Origin of the sequence: Bradyrhizobium sp. HKCCYLRH3073, assembly GCF_051167995.1 — a bacterium.
Classification (GTDB): domain Bacteria; phylum Pseudomonadota; class Alphaproteobacteria; order Rhizobiales; family Xanthobacteraceae; genus Bradyrhizobium.
Genome location: NZ_JBNPUD010000003.1, coordinates 12,331 through 29,588, shown reverse-complemented (window position 1 = coordinate 29,588; position 17,258 = coordinate 12,331). Strand labels below are relative to the sequence as shown.

Sequence of the window (17,258 nt, the reverse complement as noted above, 5' to 3'; positions counted from 1 at the left end):
TCGTTGTTTGCCGCGATGCGGACCAGCCAAGCATAACCATCGGGCGATGCGCTTGGCTATCTCCGGCAGCGCCGGAGATAGCGCAGTGCCGCCGCGCTCATCACGGCTGCAACGCGACGACCAAGCGAGAGGCGCCCGTCAGGTCTTGGACTTCATGCCGTAGACATGTTCCGCCGCCGGAAACACACGGCTACGCACGTCGGCCGCGTAGCGCTCGACCGCCTCGTCGATCGCCGGACCGAGATTGCCGTAGCGGCGGACGAATTTCGGCGCGCGTGGCGACAGGCCGAGCATGTCCTCCAGCACCAGCACCTGGCCGTCGCAGGCGGCGCTGGCGCCGATGCCGATGGTGGGGATCGCGATCTGCTGGTTGATCTTGCGCGCCAGCGGCTCGGCCACGGCCTCGATCACAACCGAGAACGCGCCAGCCTGCGCGATCGCCGCAGCGTCGCTCTCGATCGCGGCCCAATCCGCCTCGTCGCGGCCCTGCGCGCGGAACGAGCCGAGCGTGTTGATCGATTGCGGCGTCAGGCCGACATGGCCCATCACCGGAATGCCGCGCTCGCTGAGGAAGGCCACCGTCTCGGCCATCCGCACCCCGCCCTCGAGCTTGACCGCGCCGCATTGCGTCTCCTTCAGGATCCGCACCGCCGCATGAAACGCCTGCTCCTTCGACGCCTCGTAGCAGCCGAACGGCATGTCGACCACCACCAGCGCCTGGCGCGAACCACGCATCACGGCGCGGCCCTGCAGGATCATCATCTCCAGGGTCACCGGCACGGTGGTCTCGAAACCGTGCATCACGTTCCCAAGGGAATCGCCGACCAGGATCACATCGCAATGGCGATCGACCAGCGCCGCGGTATGGGCGTGGTAGGACGTCAGCATCACGATCGGCTCGCCGCCCTTGCGGGCGCGGATCTCGGGAGCCGTCTTTCGGCGGACCGTCGACTGCACCGACATCGCTACCCCCCAATGACCGGAATGCCGAGCACGACGGGATGGAACGCGAAGGCCAGCGCCAGATAGACGACGATGCCGACCACCACCGCGATCACGTCGTTGCCGACGCCGCCGACCGGGATCGGTGGGCCGCCGGCGTCAGCGCGCCGCTTCAGCGAAATGCGGTCGAACACCGCCCAGGCCAGGATCGAGCCGAACAGGATGATGCCGCCGAGGTCGCCATTGGCGAGCAGATGCCCGAACGCCCACAGCTTCACGCCCGCCAGCATGGGGTGCTTCAGCACGGTGTAGATGCGGCCGCGGATGTAGGCGGCGACCACCATGATGACGGCCGGCAGCATCAGCGCGAGATTGATGTGCTTGAGCGCCTTCGGCGGCGTCCAGACCTGGATCCAGCCGCCGCTGCGGTAATCGGCAAAGCCCCACACGATCAGGACGAGGCCGGCAAGGGCCACGACCGTGTAGACCAGCTTGTACGTGCCCTCGCCCAGCCGCGCGATGACCTGCGCGCGCGCCTCGCGCCGGGTCGTGAACACATGGGCGCCGAGAAACAGCACCAGCCCCACCACCATCACCAGAAGTCCCACGGCATCCCCCTTCGCTTGCACGCGACCTGTGCGTGGGCACCGGTATCATTTCCGGGGGCGGCCTCGCAACGTGGCCTGCATTTTCGAGGTGAGGCGCCAAGCGCCTCAGCCGTCATTCCGGGGCGGCTCGCAGAGCCGAACCCGGAATCTCGAGATTGGCTTGCGTTCTTGCAGGCAATCGCGAAATTCCGGGTTCGACGCGAACGCGTCGCCCCGGAATGACGATGGGCGCGAGACACGGGGCGGTCGAGAGGTCGTGCCCAGCGGGCGAAGCCATCACCGCTCCGACGTGTTCTTCAGATCACGATTCTCGACATAGCGGATCGCGATCGGCCGGCCGGCGAGCGCGCCGCCCAGCCCTTTTGTGAACTTCAGCGGCAGGCAGCCGTCGAGCGAGGCATTGATCGTCTTCAGATAGGTCGCACGCGTGTCGGCCGGGGCGCCTGATGTTGCGAAGGTCACGCGCGGCGGCGCGATCATCTCGCCGGTCCGCTTGAAGCTGAAGCGCACCGTCATCTGCATCCCGGCGCGGGCGTTGTCCTCCGGCGGCGGCGTCCAGCATGCACGCAGCGCTGCGAACAGATCGCCGATCGTGTCGAGATCGTGATCCGGCTTCTGATATTTGGCTTCCTGATCCTTGGCGGGCCGGCTCTCGATCGTCAGTTGCAGGTTCTGGCCATAGGGATAGTTCATCTCGGGAATGCACGGCCACGGCCCGTAGACGCTGCAGAACGACGGCGTGCATGGTCCCTCGTCGAGCACGCTGCACGGTGTGTGCGCGAACGGCACCGGATTGATCTGCTGGCGGCGCGCGTCGGCGGTGGCCGGAGCGGCCACCATCAACAGGACGAGCACGACGACACGGAGCATGGGACTCTCGGGCTGGAATGGACTCCAAGCTGGATCCGATCGCAGAATTCGCAAGCTCAATCCCGTTCACGTCTGCGCGTTCCCGCGTCGCGAACGGCCCTCGACCGTGCCTGCGGAACTCGGCTAGAACACGGCAGGATGCGACAACGGACGGACGCGACGATGAGCCACAGCGAGACCGTGATCAACGTCATCAACCCGAACATGACGGTGACGATGACCGAATTGATCGCCAAGGCGGCCCAGGCCAGCGCAAGCCCGTCGACGCGGATCGTCGGCCGCACTGCGCGGTTCGGCGCCGCCTCGATCGAGGGGCACTACGACGAGGCGATTGCCGCGGTCGGCATGCTCAAGGAGATCGAAGCCGGCGACGCCGAGGGCTGCCACGCCCATGTGATCGCCTGCTTCGGCGATCCCGGCCTGCTCGCCGCGCGCGAATTGTCGGGCGTGCCGGTGCTCGGCATCGCGGAAGCCGCGATGCATGCGGCGAGCTTCGTCGCCACCCATTTCAGCATCGTGACCACGCTGTCGCGCACCAAGGTGATCGCGGAGCACCTCGTGCGCAACTACGGCATGGAGCAGCATTGCCGCAAGGTGCGCGCGGTCGACGTCGCCGTGCTCGATCTCGACAAGCCCGAGGCCAATGTGCGCGGCACGCTGCTCGGCGAATGCCGGGCGGCGCTGCGCGAGGACGGGATCGGCGCCATCGTGCTCGGCTGCGCCGGCATGGCCGATCTGGCGCGCGATCTCTCGACCGAGCTCGGCATTCCCGTGATCGACGGCGTCGCCGCCGCCGTGCGCTTCGCCGAGGCGCTGGTCGGGCTGGGGCTGAAGACGTCGAAACACGGCGATCTCGCGTTTCCGCTGCCGAAGTCGCGGAAGACGCTCTGAGTTCAACTCATAGCCTGCCCATCCGGGGAGTTCCGAAACGCCGACCGACGCTCCACATTGGGATCAACCCATGGAGCCCGCGATGTCCGATCTGTCCACCCTCTCCTCGCTCTCATCAGCGCTTTCGACGACCGTCGCCGCGGTCGCACCGTCTCTGGTCTCGGTCCACTCGCACCGCTTGCGCGCCTCCGGCTTCGTCTGGAAATCAGGCCTTATCGTCACCGCCGATGAGGCGCTGGCAGATGAAGGCGACGTCACTATCGTCTTCGCCGACGGCACCACACGTCCCGCCGGGATGGCAGGCCGCGATCACACCACCGACATCGCCCTGCTCCGCTTCGATGGCGGCGCGGCGGCGCCAGTCAAACTCTCCGGCGAGGTGCCCGCGCTCGGCTCGCTCGCGGTCATCGCCGCCGCCGACCAGGGCACGCCGGTCGCAGCGCTCGCCATGGTCTCGAAATCCACAGGTCCCTGGCGCAGCCTGCGCGGCGGCGACATCGATGCGCGGATCGAGCTCGACACCCGGCTGCGCCACAGCTCCGAAGGCGGCCTCGTGCTCGACGCTGCAGGCCACGCGATCGGCATGGCCGTGCGGGGCCCGCGCCGCACGCTCGTCATTCCCGCGACCACGATCGAACGGGTCGCGGGCAAGCTCGAGACGCATGGTCGCATCGCGCGCGGCTATCTCGGCGCCGGCCTGCAGCCGGTCCGGCTCGATGACGGGCTCGGTGCGATGATCATGAGCCTCGACAAGAGCGGCCCGGCCGCGGCCGCCGGCCTGCGCCAGGGTGACGTCATCACCGCTCTCAACAAGGAGCCGTTCAGGGGCATGCGCGCGATGATGCGCGAACTCGGTCCGGACAGCGTCGGCGCCGTCGTCGAGGTCGCAGCGCTGCGTGCCGGCGAGCCGGTGCAGTTCGCCCTGACCATCGGCGAGAGGCCGGCGTGAGCGAGGAGGCGCGCGGGCCGATCAGGATCGCAATCGCGGTCGACGATGCCGAGCTCGCCGACCGGCTGGCGGCGCTGCTCGGCGATGTCACGGGCCTGACGCTGGTCGCCCCCGGCGAGAGCGCCGACGTCGCCATCGCGCCATTGCATGGCAGTGATGAGACGCACAGCGGCGACGACAGGATCGACGGCCAGGCGATCGATGATTTTCAGCTCACCGCGCGCGAGCGCGACGTGCTGGCGCTGATGGCCGAGGGCCGCTCCAACAAGGAGATCGCCCGCAGCCTCGGCATCTCCGTGCATACCGCGAAATTCCACGTCGGCTCGCTGCTCGACAAGCTCGACGCCACCGGGCGAACGGATGCGGTGGCGCACGCGGCAAGGCGCGGCATCATCGAGCTGTGAGCAGCCCCGAGTTTTGCAGGGAACTCTCTCCCCACGTCATTCCGGGGCGCCCGCAGGGCGAGCCCGGAATCCATCGGGCGACAGAACCAGAGGCAAGATGGATTCCGGGCTCATCGCTGCGCGATGCCCCGGAATGACGGCTGACAACGGAGCCAGCCTCACGCCTTCTTCTTCACGTCCTTGACGTTGGAGAACACGATGCCCTCCGCGCGCTCCTTGGTGTAGCCGAGATAGAACTCGTTCTTGGCCAGGAACACGGGGTCGCCATCGACGTCGTCGGCGACGCCGGAATTGTTGGCGGCGATGAACGCCTCGAGCTTCTTCTTGTCGTCGCAGGAGATCCAGCGCGCCAGCGAGAACTCGGAGATCTCGAACTCGACCGGCAGTGAATATTCCGCATCGAGCCGCGCCTTGAGCACGTCGAGCTGCAGCGGTCCGACCACGCCGACCAGCGCCGGCGCGCCATCGCGCGGACGGAACACCTGCACGACGCCCTCCTCCGACATCTGCTGCAAGGCTTCCTTCAGCTTCTTGGCTTTCATCGCATCGGTGAGACGGACGCGGCGAACGATTTCCGGGGCGAAGCTCGGCACGCCGACGAAGGTCAGGTCCTCGCCCTCGGTCAGGGTGTCGCCGATGCGCAGGCTACCGTGGTTGGGAATGCCGACGACGTCGCCGGCGAAGGCCTCGTCCGCGACCGAGCGGTCCTGTGCGAAGAAGAATTGCGGGCTCGACAGCGGCATGGTCTTGCCGGTGCGCACCAGCTTGGCCTTCATGCCGCGGTTGAGCTTGCCCGAGCACAGCCGCGCGAACGCGATGCGGTCGCGATGGTTCGGGTCCATGTTCGCCTGGATCTTGAACACGAAGGCGCTCATGCGCGGCTCGGCGGCGTCGACCTTGCGCAGGTTGGACTCCTGCGCGCGCGGCGACGGCGCGTAGCGGCCGAGACCTTCCAGGAGATCGCCGACGCCGAAATTGCGCAGCGCGCTGCCGAAATAGACCGGCGTCAGATGGCCCTCGCGGAACGCCTCCAGGTCGAACGGCTTGCAGGCTTCCTTGACCAGCTCAAGCTCGTCGGTGATCTGGCCCATGTCGAGATTGGCGTTGAGCTTGCCGAGCTCGGAGATCGCGATCTGCTGCGCCGCGCCGGTCTTGGCGCCACCGCCTTCGAGCAGGCGCACGCCGCCGTCTCTGACGTCATAGGTGCCGATGAAGTCGCGGCCGCGGCCGACCGGCCAGGTCATCGGTGTGGTGTCGAGCGCCAGCGTCTTCTCGATCTCGTCCAGCAGGTCGAAGGTGTCGCGGCTCTCGCGGTCCATCTTGTTGATGAAGGTGATGATCGGGATGTCGCGCAGGCGGCAGACCTCGAACAGCTTGCGCGTGCGCGCCTCGATGCCCTTGGCGGCGTCGATCACCATGACGGCGGAGTCGACTGCGGTCAGCGTGCGATACGTGTCCTCGCTGAAGTCCTCATGGCCCGGCGTGTCCAGCAGGTTGAAGACGAGGCCCTCGAACTCGAAGGTCATCACCGACGTGACGACCGAGATGCCACGCTCGCGCTCGATCTTCATCCAGTCCGAGCGGGTGTTGCGGCGCTCGCCCTTGGCCTTGACCTGGCCGGCGAGGTTGATGGCGCCGCCGAACAGCAAGAGCTTCTCGGTCAGCGTGGTCTTGCCGGCGTCCGGATGCGAGATGATGGCGAAGGTGCGCCGGCGCGCGACCTCGTCGGACAGAGGCGAGCGGGACGGCTGTTCGGTCGTGACGGCAGTATCGGACATGAGGCGGCGGACGTCGTTTTGAGGCCGGAGAGCGGCGATGTACGGGAAAGGCGCGGGCTCACGGCCGCCGCGCGCCCTCCATATAGGCGTTTTGCACCGCAACTCCAACCGGGGAGTTACCCGGCGGCTGATGGGCACGCCGGGGCTGGCTCCCCGGCCCGCCGCCGTCCTTCGAGACGCGCGCCAGGCGGCGCGCTCCTCAGGACGAGGTCTGATTGTGCAGCGAAATCTGCCGCCGCGGTCGAATCCCGCCCCTCATGGTGAGGAGCGCCGCCCTTGCGGCGCGTCTCGAACCATGAGGCGCCAACGTTTCAGGACGGTCCCGCCGTCTTTAGTGCCTGAGCACCGACACCAGCCAGAAGCTCAGTGCCGCTACGATGGCCGAGGCCGGAATCGTGAAGATCCAGGCATAGACGATCGATCCGGCGACGTTCCAGCGCACCGCCGAGGCGCGGCGGGCGGCGCCGACGCCGACGATGGCACCGGTGATGGTGTGGGTGGTCGAGACGGGCACGCCGAGGAACGTCGCCAGGAACAGCGTGATGGCGCCGCCGGTCTCGGCGCAGAAGCCCTGCATCGGATTCAGCTTGGTGATGCGCAGGCCCATGGTCCGGACGATGCGCCAGCCGCCCATCAGCGTGCCCAGCGCCATCGCGGCCTGGCACGACAGCACCACCCAGAACGGCACCGTGAACTGCTCGCCGAGATGGCCCTGCGAGTACAACAGCACCGCGATGATGCCCATCGTCTTCTGCGCGTCGTTGCCGCCGTGGCCGAGCGAATACAGCGAGGCCGAAGCGAATTGCAGGATGCGGAAGGCGCGGTCGACGGCAAACGGCGTCGAGCGCACCGAGGCCCAGGACACGATCGCAACCAGGATCATCGCCAGCACCAGCCCGACCAGCGGCGACAGCACGATCGCGAGCACGGTCTTGGACAGGCCGCTCCACACGGTGGCCGAGATGCCGGCCTTGGCGACCCCTGCCCCGACCAGGCCGCCGATCAGCGCGTGCGAGCTCGACGACGGAATGCCGGCCGCCCAGGTGACCAGGTTCCAGACGATCGCGCCGACCAGGGCCGCGAAGATCACGTGGGCGTCGACGATCGCGGGATCGATGATCCCGGTGCCGATGGTCTGCGCGACATGCAGTCCGAACACGCTGAACGCCACGAAATTGAAGAACGCGGCCCAGAACACCGCATATTGCGGCCGGAGCACGCGGGTCGAGACGATGGTCGCGATCGAGTTGGCGGCGTCGTGCAGGCCGTTCAGGAAATCGAAGGCGAGTGCGACGGCGATGAGGCCAACCAGGATCGGAAGGCCGAGTTGAGCGTCCACGGCGCGGCCCTACCCTAGACCTGTTCGATCATGATCGAATTGATCTCGTTGGCGACGTCGTCGAAGCGGTCGGCGACCTTCTCCAGATGGTCGTAGATCTCGGCGCCGACGATGAAGTCCATCGTGTTGGCGTTGCGGTGCTTGAGGAATAGCTCCTTCAGCCCGATGTCGTGGAGGTCGTCGACCCGGCCCTCGAGCTTGGTCATCTCCTCGGTGATCGCGGTGATCATCGGCACGTTCTGGCCGATCGCCTGCAGCAGCGGCAGCGCCTTCCCGATCAGATTGGCGCAATCGACCAGCAAGGTGCCCATCTCGCGCATGGTCGGCTCGAACTCCTTGACCTCGAACAGCACCACGGCCTTGGCGGTCTGCTGCATCTGGTCGATGGCGTCGTCCATCGAGGTGATCAGGTTCTTGATGTCGCCGCGGTCGAACGGGGTGATGAAGGTGCGGCGGACCGCGGTCAGCACCTCCCGCGTGATGTTGTCGGCCTCGTTCTCGAGCTGGCTGACGCGCTGGCAGTGCCTGAGGATGTCGTCGCCGCCCTTAAGCATGTCCTGCAGCGCATGCGCGCCTTGGATCACCACCTTGTTGTGGCGGGCGAACAAATCGAAAAACCGCTCCTCCCGCGGGAGAACGGCGCGAAACCAGTGCAGCATGGGACGAGATCCATCCATTCCGAAACGGGCCAGGGCCGGCCCGTCACAGAACTGTCATACTCCGGATCGCGCACCAGCAGAAGCGGTGGCCGGTTCATCCACCGCTTTCTGCCCTTTCGACAATCTCTTTACAGATCAATAGCTTAGAGGGATCGCTTGAACAGATGGGCGATTTCTCCGACCACGCCGCGGCGGAAGGTGAGCACGCAGGCGACGAAGATGCCGCCCTGGATCACCGTCACCCACTGGCCGAAGCCGGACAGATATTGCTGCATGCCGACGATCACGAAGGCGCCGACGACGGGGCCGAACACGGTGCCGAGCCCGCCGACCAGGGTCATGAGCACGATCTGGCCGGACATCCCGACCTCGACGTCGGTCAGCGAGGCATTCTGGGCGACGAACACCTTCAGCGCACCGGCGAGGCCAGCCAGCGTCCCCGACAGGATGAAGGCGAGCAGCTTGTACTGGTCGGTCTTATAGCCCAGCGAGATCGCCCGCTGCTCGTTCTCGCGGATCGACTTCAGCACCTCGCCGAACGGCGAGTTGATGGTGCGGAAGATCAGCAGGAAGCCGGCGAGGAAACCGGCCAGCACGACGTAATACAGCACCGTCGGCTTGGACAGGTCGAGGATGCCGAACATCCGCCCCTGCGGAATGCCCTGGATACCGTCCTCGCCATGGGTGAACGGCGCCTGCAGATAGATGAAGTACAAGAGCTGCGACAGCGCCAGGGTGATCATCGCGAAATAGATGCCCTGCCGGCGGATCGAGATGTAGCCGGTGATCACCGACAGGACGAACGATCCGGCAACGCCCGTGAGGATGCCGAGCTCGGGCGGCAGCCCCCACACTTTCAACGCGTGGGCGCTGCAATAGCCGGCCGTTCCCAGGAACATCGCGTGGCCGAACGACAACAGGCCGCCATAGCCGATCAGGAGGTTGAAGGCGCAGGCGAGCAGCGCGAAGCACAGCGCCTGCATGACGAAGAACGGGTACAGCCCGGTCCACGGCACGATCGCCAGCAGCGCTGCCATGATGACGAACACGATCATCTCGTCGCGCATCGCGCGCGGGGTGATCGGCAGGGTCGCGTCGGTGATGGATGTCATGTCAGGCCGCCCGTCCGGTCAGACCCGTCGGCTTCACCAGCAGCACCAGGACCATCAGAACGAAGACCACGGTGTTGGAAGCCTCGGGGTAGAAATACTTTGTCAGTCCCTCGATCACGCCGAGCAGGAAGCCGGTGATGATCGAGCCCATGATCGAACCCATGCCGCCGATCACAACCACCGCGAACACCACGATGATGATGTGCTCGCCCATCAGCGGCCGCACCTGGTTGATCGGCGCCGACAGCACGCCGGCCAGCGCCGCAAGCCCGACGCCAAGGCCGTAGGTCAGCGTGATCATGCGCGGGACGTTGATGCCGAAGGCCCGCACCAAGGTCGGGTTCTCGGTGGCTGCGCGCAGGTAGGCGCCGAGCCGGGTGCGCTCGATCAGGAACCAGGTCGCCAGGCAGACGACCAGGGAGAAGATGACGACCCAGCCGCGATAGACCGGCAGATACATGAAGCCGAGGTTCATGCCGCCACGGAGCTGATCCGGGATCGCGTAAGGCAGGCCGGACGAGCCGAAGAAGTTCTGGAACACGCCCTGGATGATCAGCGCCAGTCCGAACGTCAGCAGCAGTCCGTAGAGATGGTCGAGCCCGGCAATCCATTGCAGCATGGTGCGCTCGAGGATCATGCCGAAGGCGCCGACGATGATCGGCGCCAGCAGCAGCGCCCACCAATAATTGATGCCGCCGAGGTTGAGCAGAAAATAGGCGCAGAACGCGCCCATCATGTAGAGCGCGCCATGGGCGAAGTTGATGATGTTGAGCATGCCGAAGATGACGGCAAGCCCGAGACTGAGCAGCGCGTAGAACGAGCCGTTGATCAGTCCGACCAGGAGCTGTGCGTAGAGGGCCTGCATCGTCTTGTTTCTGTTTTCTCTCGGCGTTTCCTAAAGACAGCGGTTCCGGCGGGATCAGCCGCCGGGACGGCAGCGGTTCACTTCTTCAACAAGGCGCACGCGCTCTTGTCGAGCGGTGTGAAGGCCTGGTCGCCCGGTACCGAGCCGACCAGCTTGTAGAGATCCCACGGGCCCTTGGACTCCGAGGGCTTCTTGACCTCGAACAGATACGCAGTGTGGATGGTGCGGCCGTTCGGCTGGATCTCGCCCTTGCCGAACAGCGCATCGTCGGTCGGGATCGATTTCATCTTGTCGACGATCTTGACGCCGTCATGCGGGTTCTCGCCGAGCGCCTCCAACGCCTTGAAGTAATGCATCAAGCCGGCATAGACGCCCGCCTGCACCATGGTCGGCGGCGCGCCGTTCTTCATCCGTTTGGCAAAGCGGTCCGAGAACGCGCGGGTCTGGTCGTTCATGTCCCAGTAGAAGGTCTCGGTGAAGTTGAGGCCCTGCGCGATGTCGAGCCCGATCGACTTGACGTCGGTCAGGAACAACAGCAGCGCCGCGAGCTTCTGGCCGCCCTTCGTGATGCCGAACTCGGCCGCCTGCTTGATCGAATTGGTGGTATCGCCGCCGGCATTGGCGAGGCCGATGACCTTGGCGTTCGACGACTGCGCCTGCAGCAGGAAGGAAGAGAAGTCGGAGGTGTTGAGCGGGTGCTTGACGCTGCCGATCACCTTGCCGCCATTGGCGGTCACGACCGCCGTGGTGTCGCGCTCCAGCGCCGCGCCGAAGGCGTAGTCGGCGGTCAGGAAATACCAGGTCGAGCCGCCCGCCTTGACCAGCGCCTGGCCGGTGGTGTGCGCGAGCATGTAGGTGTCGTAGGTCCAGTGCACCGTATTGGGCGAGCACTGCGCGTTGGTGAGATCCGAGGTCGCAGCGCCCGAATTGATGTAGACGCCGTTCTTTTCCTTGACGACGTTGTTCACCGCCAGCGCCACGCCCGAGTTCGGCACGTCGACGATGACGTCGACCTTGTCGACGTCGAACCACTGCCGCGCGATCGAGGTGCCGATGTCCGGCTTGTTCTGGTGGTCGCCGGAGATGACGTCGATCTTCCAGCCCTTCGCGGTGAGACCGGAATCCTCGATCGCCATCTGCGCCGCGAGCGTCGAGCCGGGACCGCCCAGATCGGCATAAAGACCCGACTGATCGGACAGCGCGCCGATCTTGACGGTCTTGTCGCCGGCCGAAGCGACGCTGCCAGCGGCGAGCGTGAGTGCCGTTCCCAGCAGCAGCGACGCGATGAATTTGCTCTTCATTTCCAACTTCCAGAACTTTCCAAGAAACTGCCGAGAAGACTGCCAAGAAAACCGTAAGAAAACCGCGGAAGGAAACTCCCAGGTCGGCTTCGCCGGCGCCGGTCAGACGCCGAGATAAGTATGCAGCTTGTCCATGTTGGCCGACAGATCGGCATTGGCGAAGCCGTCGATGACCTTGCCGTGCTCGACCACGTAGTAGCGGTCAGCGACCGTCGAGGCGAAACGGAAGTTCTGCTCGACGAGGAGAATCGTGAAGCCCTCCTTCTTCAGCCGCGCGATGGTGTGGCCGATCTGCTGGATGATCACGGGCGCGAGACCCTCGGTCGGCTCGTCCAGCATCAGGAAGCTGGCGCCGGTGCGCAGGATGCGCGCGATCGCCAGCATCTGCTGCTCGCCGCCGGACAGCTTGGTGCCCTGGCTCTTCAGCCGCTCCTTCAAATTCGGGAACAGCTCGAAGATCTGATCGAGCGTCAGCCCGCCCGGCCGCACCACCGGCGGCAGCAGCAGGTTCTCGCGCACGTCGAGACTCGCGAAGATGCCGCGCTCCTCCGGGCACAGCGCAATGCCGAGCCGCGCGATCCTGTCCGAGGTCATGCGGATCAGCTGCTGGCCGTTGAACTGAACCGAGCCGGTGCGCTTGCCGATGATCCCCATGATCGACTTCAGCGTCGTGGTCTTGCCGGCGCCGTTGCGCCCGAGCAGGGTGACCACCTCGCCAGCATTCACGTTGAAGTTCATGCCATGGAGAATGTGGGATTCGCCGTACCAGCTCTCGAGGTTGTTGACGTCGAGAATGGTGCTGGTCGCAGCCGCCGCGCCTGGCTTCGTGGCCGTCATCACCTCAGGCATGTCCGGCTCCCAGATAGGCTTCCTTGACGCGCTCGTCCTTGGAGAGCTCCGAATACGGCCCTTCCGTCAGCACCTGCCCGCGCGTCAGCACGGTGATGGTGTCGGAGAGGTTGGCGACGACGCTGAGATTATGCTCGACCATCAGGATCGTGTATTTGGCGGAGATGCGCTTGATCAGCGCGGCGATCTTGTCGATGTCCTCGTGGCCCATGCCGGCCATCGGCTCGTCCAGCAGCATCATCTCCGGATCGAGCGCCAGCGTGGTTGCGATCTCCAGCGCGCGCTTGCGTCCGTAGGGCATTTCGACCGCCGGAATATTGGCGAACTCGCTCAGGCCCACGTCGTTGAGCAGCTCGAGCGCCCGGCCGTTGAAGCGGTTCAGAACGCTCTTGGAGCGCCAGAAGTCGAACGACGAGCCATGCTGCCGCTGCAGAGCGACGCGGACGTTCTCCAACGCGGTCAGATGCGGAAACACGGCCGAAATCTGGAACGAGCGGACCAGGCCGAGCCTTGCCACGTCGGCCGGCGCCGTCGCCGTAATGTCCTGACCCTTATAGAGAATCTTGCCGGCAGACGGCGTCAGGAACTTCGTCAGCAGGTTGAAGCACGTGGTCTTGCCGGCCCCGTTCGGGCCGATCAGCGCGTGAATGGTGCCCCGGCGGATCTTGAGCGAAACATCGCGAACGGCAAAAAATCCCGCGAATTCCTTCGTCAATCCGTGGGTCTCGAGAATGAACTCGTCAGCCAAAGATTCCCCCCAAGCCGGCGCCTTCAGCGCCTGGCCCTCGCTTCTTCCTGTACGACGGCTCTGCTGGACGGCTGGACGATTCCTCGCCGCCACCCGCGACCGCTTCGCGGCGGAATATGCCGTCAATCGAGTGAGTTAGGCAAGGCGGAAAGCTGGGCAACGACGTCGCAAGGCGGCCGGCGGACCTTGCGTTGAAATCTGCCGGTATTTCCCGTTGACATAGAATATCATGCCACCGGCATTTTCCCGCACGCGCGCAGCGATCGCCGGCTCCAACTACTTCGCGGCCTTCACGTCCCTGGCGTAGAGATCCGGCTTGAAGCCCACCACGCGCCGGCCGCCGAGATCGAGCACCGGGCGCTTGATCATCGACGGCTGCGCCAGCATCAGCGCGATCGCCTTGCTCTCGGTGAGTCCGTCCTTGTCCGCGTCGGGCAACTTCTTGAACGTCGTGCCGGCGCGGTTGAGCAGCACCTCCCAGCCGAGTTCGTCGCTCCACGCCTTGAGTTTAGCCTTGTCGATTCCGGCGGTCTTGTAGTCGTGGAATTCGTAAGCGACGCCGTGATCGTCGAGCCAGGCGCGCGCCTTCTTCATCGTGTCGCAGTTCTTGATTCCGTAGATCGTGATGCTCATGCCACGCGTCCTCAAACAATCGTGTCCGACGGTGATGGATGTCCCACGTTGCGACAATCGGCCCTGCATTTTGCAGTGCGATTCACCCGCTTTTGATGCGGCGGAGGCCACGCGTTCCGCGGTCGGAATTCACTCCGACCTTTGCCACGAAACTGTCGGCTGAGCATTACATTTTCTTCGCATCCCCGGCGTATCTGGCCCACGAACAGGAGACCGCGATGGGCAAGATCATGGTACGTTGTCCGCAGACCGGCCGCAGCATCGAGACGGGGATGGAAATGGACGCTGCGCGCTTTCAGCGCATGCCCGTGTTCTTCTCGCGCGCCTACTGCCCGCACTGCCGCATCTACCATGAATGGTTCGCCGCCCATGCCTGGGTCGAGGAGATCAGCGACCGCGAGCGGGTTGCGCTGGCCTGACCTGACCCGCGAAAGGAAACGGCCCGCGCGATCGACCCTACCCACGCCACTGCTGCGGACGTCGCTCCATTGCACCCGTCCGCGGGATATCTCCCTGGAGCAGGCGAACCGCGATCGGGTGCTCAATCGTCTTTCGGATCGCTTTTGAACGGCGTGTTGGAATCGCCCGGCATCAGGCAGGGACACAGCTCTGTGAACTTGAAATCGGCCCCGCCCGCGGCGCGGTCGAAGCGCAGCACGACATCGAAGCGTTTGCCGGACCAGTGGGTCGGCAACTGGCCTTCATTGCTCACCGGCAGCCGCGGCAGGATGTCGGAGATGATCGCCTTGTGCTCCCACGCCACCAGCACGGTGCCGGACAGCGGTAGCAGGGCTTCGACCAGCGCCGCCTCCTGCCCCTTCGCAAAGGACGTGTTCGGCTTGTCGAGCCCGATGCGCGCCGCGAGCTCGAGCACCGTCTCGTACGGCCGGCGGCTCGGGTCGGAGCCGTCCTTGGTGCTGTCGGGATCGGCGGCATAGACCGCCTGCGGTGTCGGATAGTCCGTGCCGCCCAGCCCGCTGCCGAACAGCGCGGTCCAGGCCCCTGCCCGCTCCCAGCCGAAGATCACCAGCGACTTCGAATCCGGCTTGCCCGTGTGGGTCAGGCCCGGGCCTGTCGTGTCGCCGTCAGGCTTCTCGGCATGACGGATGATCAGCAGCGTCAGCGCGTTCATCGGCAACCCTCTCGGGCGGCATCATACGGCCATCACACGGAATTGCTACTTGAGATTGCAATCGTGAGAACGCAACATGGCGTTTTTCCAACCAGGATTCATTTCAGATGAGCATGGGATTGCGACAGACCCGCCGAACGTTCCTGGCGACGGCCGCGATGGCGGCAGCCGGCACCGTCATCTCGCCGAGACCAGGCCACGCCGCCGCGAAATATCGCCGCGCCAACGTCACCAGCGCGGAAGGCCAGAAGATGCTCGCGAGCTACGCCAAGGGCGTCGCCGCCATGCTGCAGCTTCCCGCAAACCATCCGCAGAACTGGTTCCGCAACGCGTTCATTCATCTGATGGACTGCCCGCACGGCAATTGGTGGTTCTACGTCTGGCATCGCGGCTATCTTGGCTATTTCGAGCAATCGATCCGCGCGCTCAGCGGCGACGACAGTTTCGCCCTGCCCTATTGGGACTGGACCGAGCTGCCGGAAATTCCTGCCGGCATGTTCGACGGCGTGCTGACGCCGACCGACAAGGCGTATCAGCCGTTCACCGGGAATCTCGCGGCCTTCACCTCGTTCATCAAGCCGGCGCTGACGGATTACTGGAACGGCCTGTCGAAGGACCAGCGCGGCCAGCTCGAGATCCGCGGCTACAAGTCGATCGACGATCTCTGGAACGACGTCACCGGCTTCTCGCCGTCCGCCAATGCCGGCATCTCCGGCAATGAGGCATTCGCGACCACCTGCGCCTCACGCTATCTGTCGCGCGACAATCCGAAGCTCGATGCCAAGACCACCTACGACGTCTCGCCGTTCGTGATCATGGCGGGCCTTCTGCCGACCGACTTCTACAACCCCGACAACTATCTGAGCTTCACCAGCTCGAAAACCGCTTCACACAACACCCAGCCGAATGGCGCGACCAAGTTCTCGACCTTGGAAGGTCTGCCGCACAACAAGGTCCACAACTACATCGGCGGTGTCGGCCCGCTCGATCCCGGCCCCTATGGCAACATGACCAATTTCCTGTCGCCGGTCGATCCGATCTTCTTCCTGCATCATTCGAACATGGACCGGCTCTGGGATGTCTGGACACGCAAGCAGCAGCGGCTCAAGCTACCCTACCTGCCGCAGGGGGCCGACCTGAAGACATTCTCGGACGAGCCGTTCCTGTTCTATGCCGACGGCAAGGGCGGCTATGTCGGCCCCAGCAAGGCCGGCGACTACATCTCGACCGACCGCTTCGACTACGATTATGCGCCGGGTTTCGGCGAGGACATCGTGGGTCCGCCCGCGGTCGCCTCGGCGCCGCAGATCAAGCCGCAGCAGGGCTCGGTCAAGGCCAATGTGGGCACGGTGAAGATTCCTGGCGACGCGCTCGAAGCGCACCTGGCGGCAACGCGGCCGCAGCCGCTGATGGCGCAGATCACGCTGCCCCGCCCGAGCGGCTATTCGACCGTGCGCGAGTTCGACGTCCTGGTGAACGCGCCCGCCAACGTCACCAAGGTCACGGCTGACAGCCCGTATTATGCAGGCACCATCGCCTTCTTCGGATCGATGATGCCAGGCATGGCCATGACCATGGATGCGACCTTCGCGGTGCCGCTGCCGACGAAGCAGGAGGCGTTCTCCGCCCTGCGGGCCGCGCCCAACCAGCCGCTGAGCATCCGCGTCGTGCCTTCGGGCGGCGTCGGCACCGCGCCGACCCTGAAAGCGCTCTCGGTCGGACCGCTGCGCCGATGAACGGCAGGCGCGCCGCGCTGCGGGCCTGCGCCGTGCTGCTCTGTACCGTGCTGCTCTATACCTTGCTGCGACCGGCCTCGTCCTTGGCGGCGGAGCCCTTCAGGGCCGTCGATCTGGTCGTGCCGCGGCCATTGGATGCGAGCGACGCTGCGGTCGTCGAGATCAGCCTGGGCGCACTGGGGCGAGGCCAGGAGGTGACGGTGACGACCGCATCCGGGATGCCGCTCGGGACCATCTCGCCATTCGGCCTTCGCACTGGTGCGGAGGCCGGGACCTATGCGCTCCCGGTACCGAAGGAGGCCATCGAGGGTGGACGGCTGTCGATCCGCCTCAGCATCAGCCAACCCGGCGGCAGCCGCGCGCCGACGCCGCAGGAGGTTCGCGGCGTCACGCTCAAGCTCGCTCCGCGGCCGTGATCCGCCGTCGCGGCGGCAGGCGCGCC

Annotated in this window: 19 protein-coding genes; 6 read left to right on the top strand and 13 right to left on the bottom strand. The window is 65.5% G+C overall.

The features are described 5' to 3' along the window. Nucleotides 1-138: 138 nt before the first annotated feature. The 3 genes from panB to ACQR1X_RS07770 form a co-directional block, all read right to left on the bottom strand. The gene (panB, locus tag ACQR1X_RS07780; protein WP_316180976.1) at nt 139-963 is read right to left on the bottom strand and encodes a 3-methyl-2-oxobutanoate hydroxymethyltransferase; all 825 of its coding nucleotides are present in this window, start codon (nt 961-963) and stop codon (nt 139-141) included. A gap of 2 nt (nt 964-965) precedes the next feature. Next, nucleotides 966-1,550, bottom strand: a complete 585-nt coding sequence (locus ACQR1X_RS07775; RefSeq protein WP_315800339.1) for an NnrU family protein — start codon at nt 1,548-1,550, stop codon at nt 966-968. Between the two features lie 276 nt (nt 1,551-1,826). Continuing rightward, a complete protein-coding gene (locus tag ACQR1X_RS07770) occupies nt 1,827-2,420 on the bottom strand; it encodes a hypothetical protein (RefSeq protein ID WP_315800340.1) in 594 nt (197 codons plus the stop codon). A gap of 162 nt (nt 2,421-2,582) precedes the next feature. Between ACQR1X_RS07770 and ACQR1X_RS07765 the strand changes: the two genes are divergently transcribed. The 3 genes from ACQR1X_RS07765 to ACQR1X_RS07755 all read left to right on the top strand — a co-directional run bounded on the left by ACQR1X_RS07765 (nt 2,583) and on the right by ACQR1X_RS07755 (nt 4,664). Continuing rightward, the gene (locus ACQR1X_RS07765; RefSeq protein WP_315800341.1) at nt 2,583-3,311 is read left to right on the top strand and encodes an aspartate/glutamate racemase family protein; all 729 of its coding nucleotides are present in this window, start codon (nt 2,583-2,585) and stop codon (nt 3,309-3,311) included. 82 nt (nt 3,312-3,393) lie between these two features. Continuing rightward, nucleotides 3,394-4,260 (top strand): S1C family serine protease, encoded by an 867-nt coding sequence (locus tag ACQR1X_RS07760; RefSeq protein ID WP_434898615.1) that lies wholly within the window; start codon nt 3,394-3,396, stop codon nt 4,258-4,260. Then, the gene (locus ACQR1X_RS07755) at nt 4,257-4,664 is read left to right on the top strand and encodes a response regulator transcription factor (RefSeq protein ID WP_316215614.1); all 408 of its coding nucleotides are present in this window, start codon (nt 4,257-4,259) and stop codon (nt 4,662-4,664) included. The genes ACQR1X_RS07760 and ACQR1X_RS07755 overlap by 4 nt, the downstream gene beginning before the upstream one ends. A gap of 158 nt (nt 4,665-4,822) precedes the next feature. Here ACQR1X_RS07755 and ACQR1X_RS07750 read toward each other — a convergent pair whose 3' ends face one another. The 9 genes from ACQR1X_RS07750 to ACQR1X_RS07710 all read right to left on the bottom strand — a co-directional run bounded on the left by ACQR1X_RS07750 (nt 4,823) and on the right by ACQR1X_RS07710 (nt 13,948). Then, on the bottom strand, nt 4,823-6,442 hold the full coding sequence (locus tag ACQR1X_RS07750; RefSeq protein WP_316236658.1) for a peptide chain release factor 3: 1,620 nt from the start codon (nt 6,440-6,442) through the stop codon (nt 4,823-4,825). Nucleotides 6,443-6,773: 331 nt separating this feature from the next. Further along, entirely contained in the window at nt 6,774-7,781 is a 1,008-nt protein-coding gene (locus ACQR1X_RS07745; protein WP_315800345.1) for an inorganic phosphate transporter, read from the bottom strand. A gap of 14 nt (nt 7,782-7,795) precedes the next feature. Continuing rightward, nucleotides 7,796-8,440 carry a DUF47 domain-containing protein gene (locus tag ACQR1X_RS07740; protein WP_315800346.1) on the bottom strand — a complete coding sequence of 215 codons (645 nt, stop codon included), beginning with the start codon at nt 8,438-8,440 and terminating at the stop codon, nt 7,796-7,798. A 143-nt stretch (nt 8,441-8,583) separates the two neighbouring features. Then, nucleotides 8,584-9,552, bottom strand: coding sequence for a branched-chain amino acid ABC transporter permease (locus ACQR1X_RS07735; RefSeq protein WP_315800347.1), 969 nt, complete (start codon nt 9,550-9,552; stop codon nt 8,584-8,586). 1 nt (nt 9,553) lies between these two features. After that, nucleotides 9,554-10,417 carry a branched-chain amino acid ABC transporter permease gene (locus ACQR1X_RS07730; protein WP_315800348.1) on the bottom strand — a complete coding sequence of 288 codons (864 nt, stop codon included), beginning with the start codon at nt 10,415-10,417 and terminating at the stop codon, nt 9,554-9,556. Between the two features lie 77 nt (nt 10,418-10,494). Beyond that, nucleotides 10,495-11,718: an ABC transporter substrate-binding protein gene (locus ACQR1X_RS07725; RefSeq protein ID WP_316236660.1), complete on the bottom strand. Its 1,224-nt coding sequence runs from the start codon at nt 11,716-11,718 to the stop codon at nt 10,495-10,497. Nucleotides 11,719-11,820: 102 nt separating this feature from the next. Beyond that, nucleotides 11,821-12,567 (bottom strand): ABC transporter ATP-binding protein, encoded by a 747-nt coding sequence (locus ACQR1X_RS07720; RefSeq protein WP_315800350.1) that lies wholly within the window; start codon nt 12,565-12,567, stop codon nt 11,821-11,823. Next, nucleotides 12,560-13,315, bottom strand: a complete 756-nt coding sequence (locus ACQR1X_RS07715; protein ID WP_315800351.1) for an ABC transporter ATP-binding protein — start codon at nt 13,313-13,315, stop codon at nt 12,560-12,562. Before ACQR1X_RS07715 ends, ACQR1X_RS07720 begins: the two co-directional genes overlap by 8 nt. A 276-nt stretch (nt 13,316-13,591) precedes the next feature. Continuing rightward, nucleotides 13,592-13,948 (bottom strand): ArsC family reductase, encoded by a 357-nt coding sequence (locus ACQR1X_RS07710; protein WP_315800352.1) that lies wholly within the window; start codon nt 13,946-13,948, stop codon nt 13,592-13,594. Nucleotides 13,949-14,166: 218 nt separating this feature from the next. On the opposite strand from ACQR1X_RS07710, the gene ACQR1X_RS07705 reads away from it, so the two are divergent. Next, nucleotides 14,167-14,367, top strand: coding sequence for a hypothetical protein (locus ACQR1X_RS07705; protein WP_315800353.1), 201 nt, complete (start codon nt 14,167-14,169; stop codon nt 14,365-14,367). 122 nt (nt 14,368-14,489) lie between these two features. Here ACQR1X_RS07705 and ACQR1X_RS07700 read toward each other — a convergent pair whose 3' ends face one another. Beyond that, the gene (locus ACQR1X_RS07700) at nt 14,490-15,080 is read right to left on the bottom strand and encodes a histidine phosphatase family protein (RefSeq protein ID WP_434898614.1); all 591 of its coding nucleotides are present in this window, start codon (nt 15,078-15,080) and stop codon (nt 14,490-14,492) included. Nucleotides 15,081-15,187: 107 nt separating this feature from the next. On the opposite strand from ACQR1X_RS07700, the gene ACQR1X_RS07695 reads away from it, so the two are divergent. Both ACQR1X_RS07695 and ACQR1X_RS07690 read left to right on the top strand, forming a co-directional pair. After that, nucleotides 15,188-16,816, top strand: a complete 1,629-nt coding sequence (locus ACQR1X_RS07695; RefSeq protein WP_434896112.1) for a tyrosinase family protein — start codon at nt 15,188-15,190, stop codon at nt 16,814-16,816. Further along, nucleotides 16,813-17,232 carry a hypothetical protein gene (locus ACQR1X_RS07690; RefSeq protein WP_315800356.1) on the top strand — a complete coding sequence of 140 codons (420 nt, stop codon included), beginning with the start codon at nt 16,813-16,815 and terminating at the stop codon, nt 17,230-17,232. Before ACQR1X_RS07695 ends, ACQR1X_RS07690 begins: the two co-directional genes overlap by 4 nt. Nucleotides 17,233-17,258: the final 26 nt, after the last annotated feature.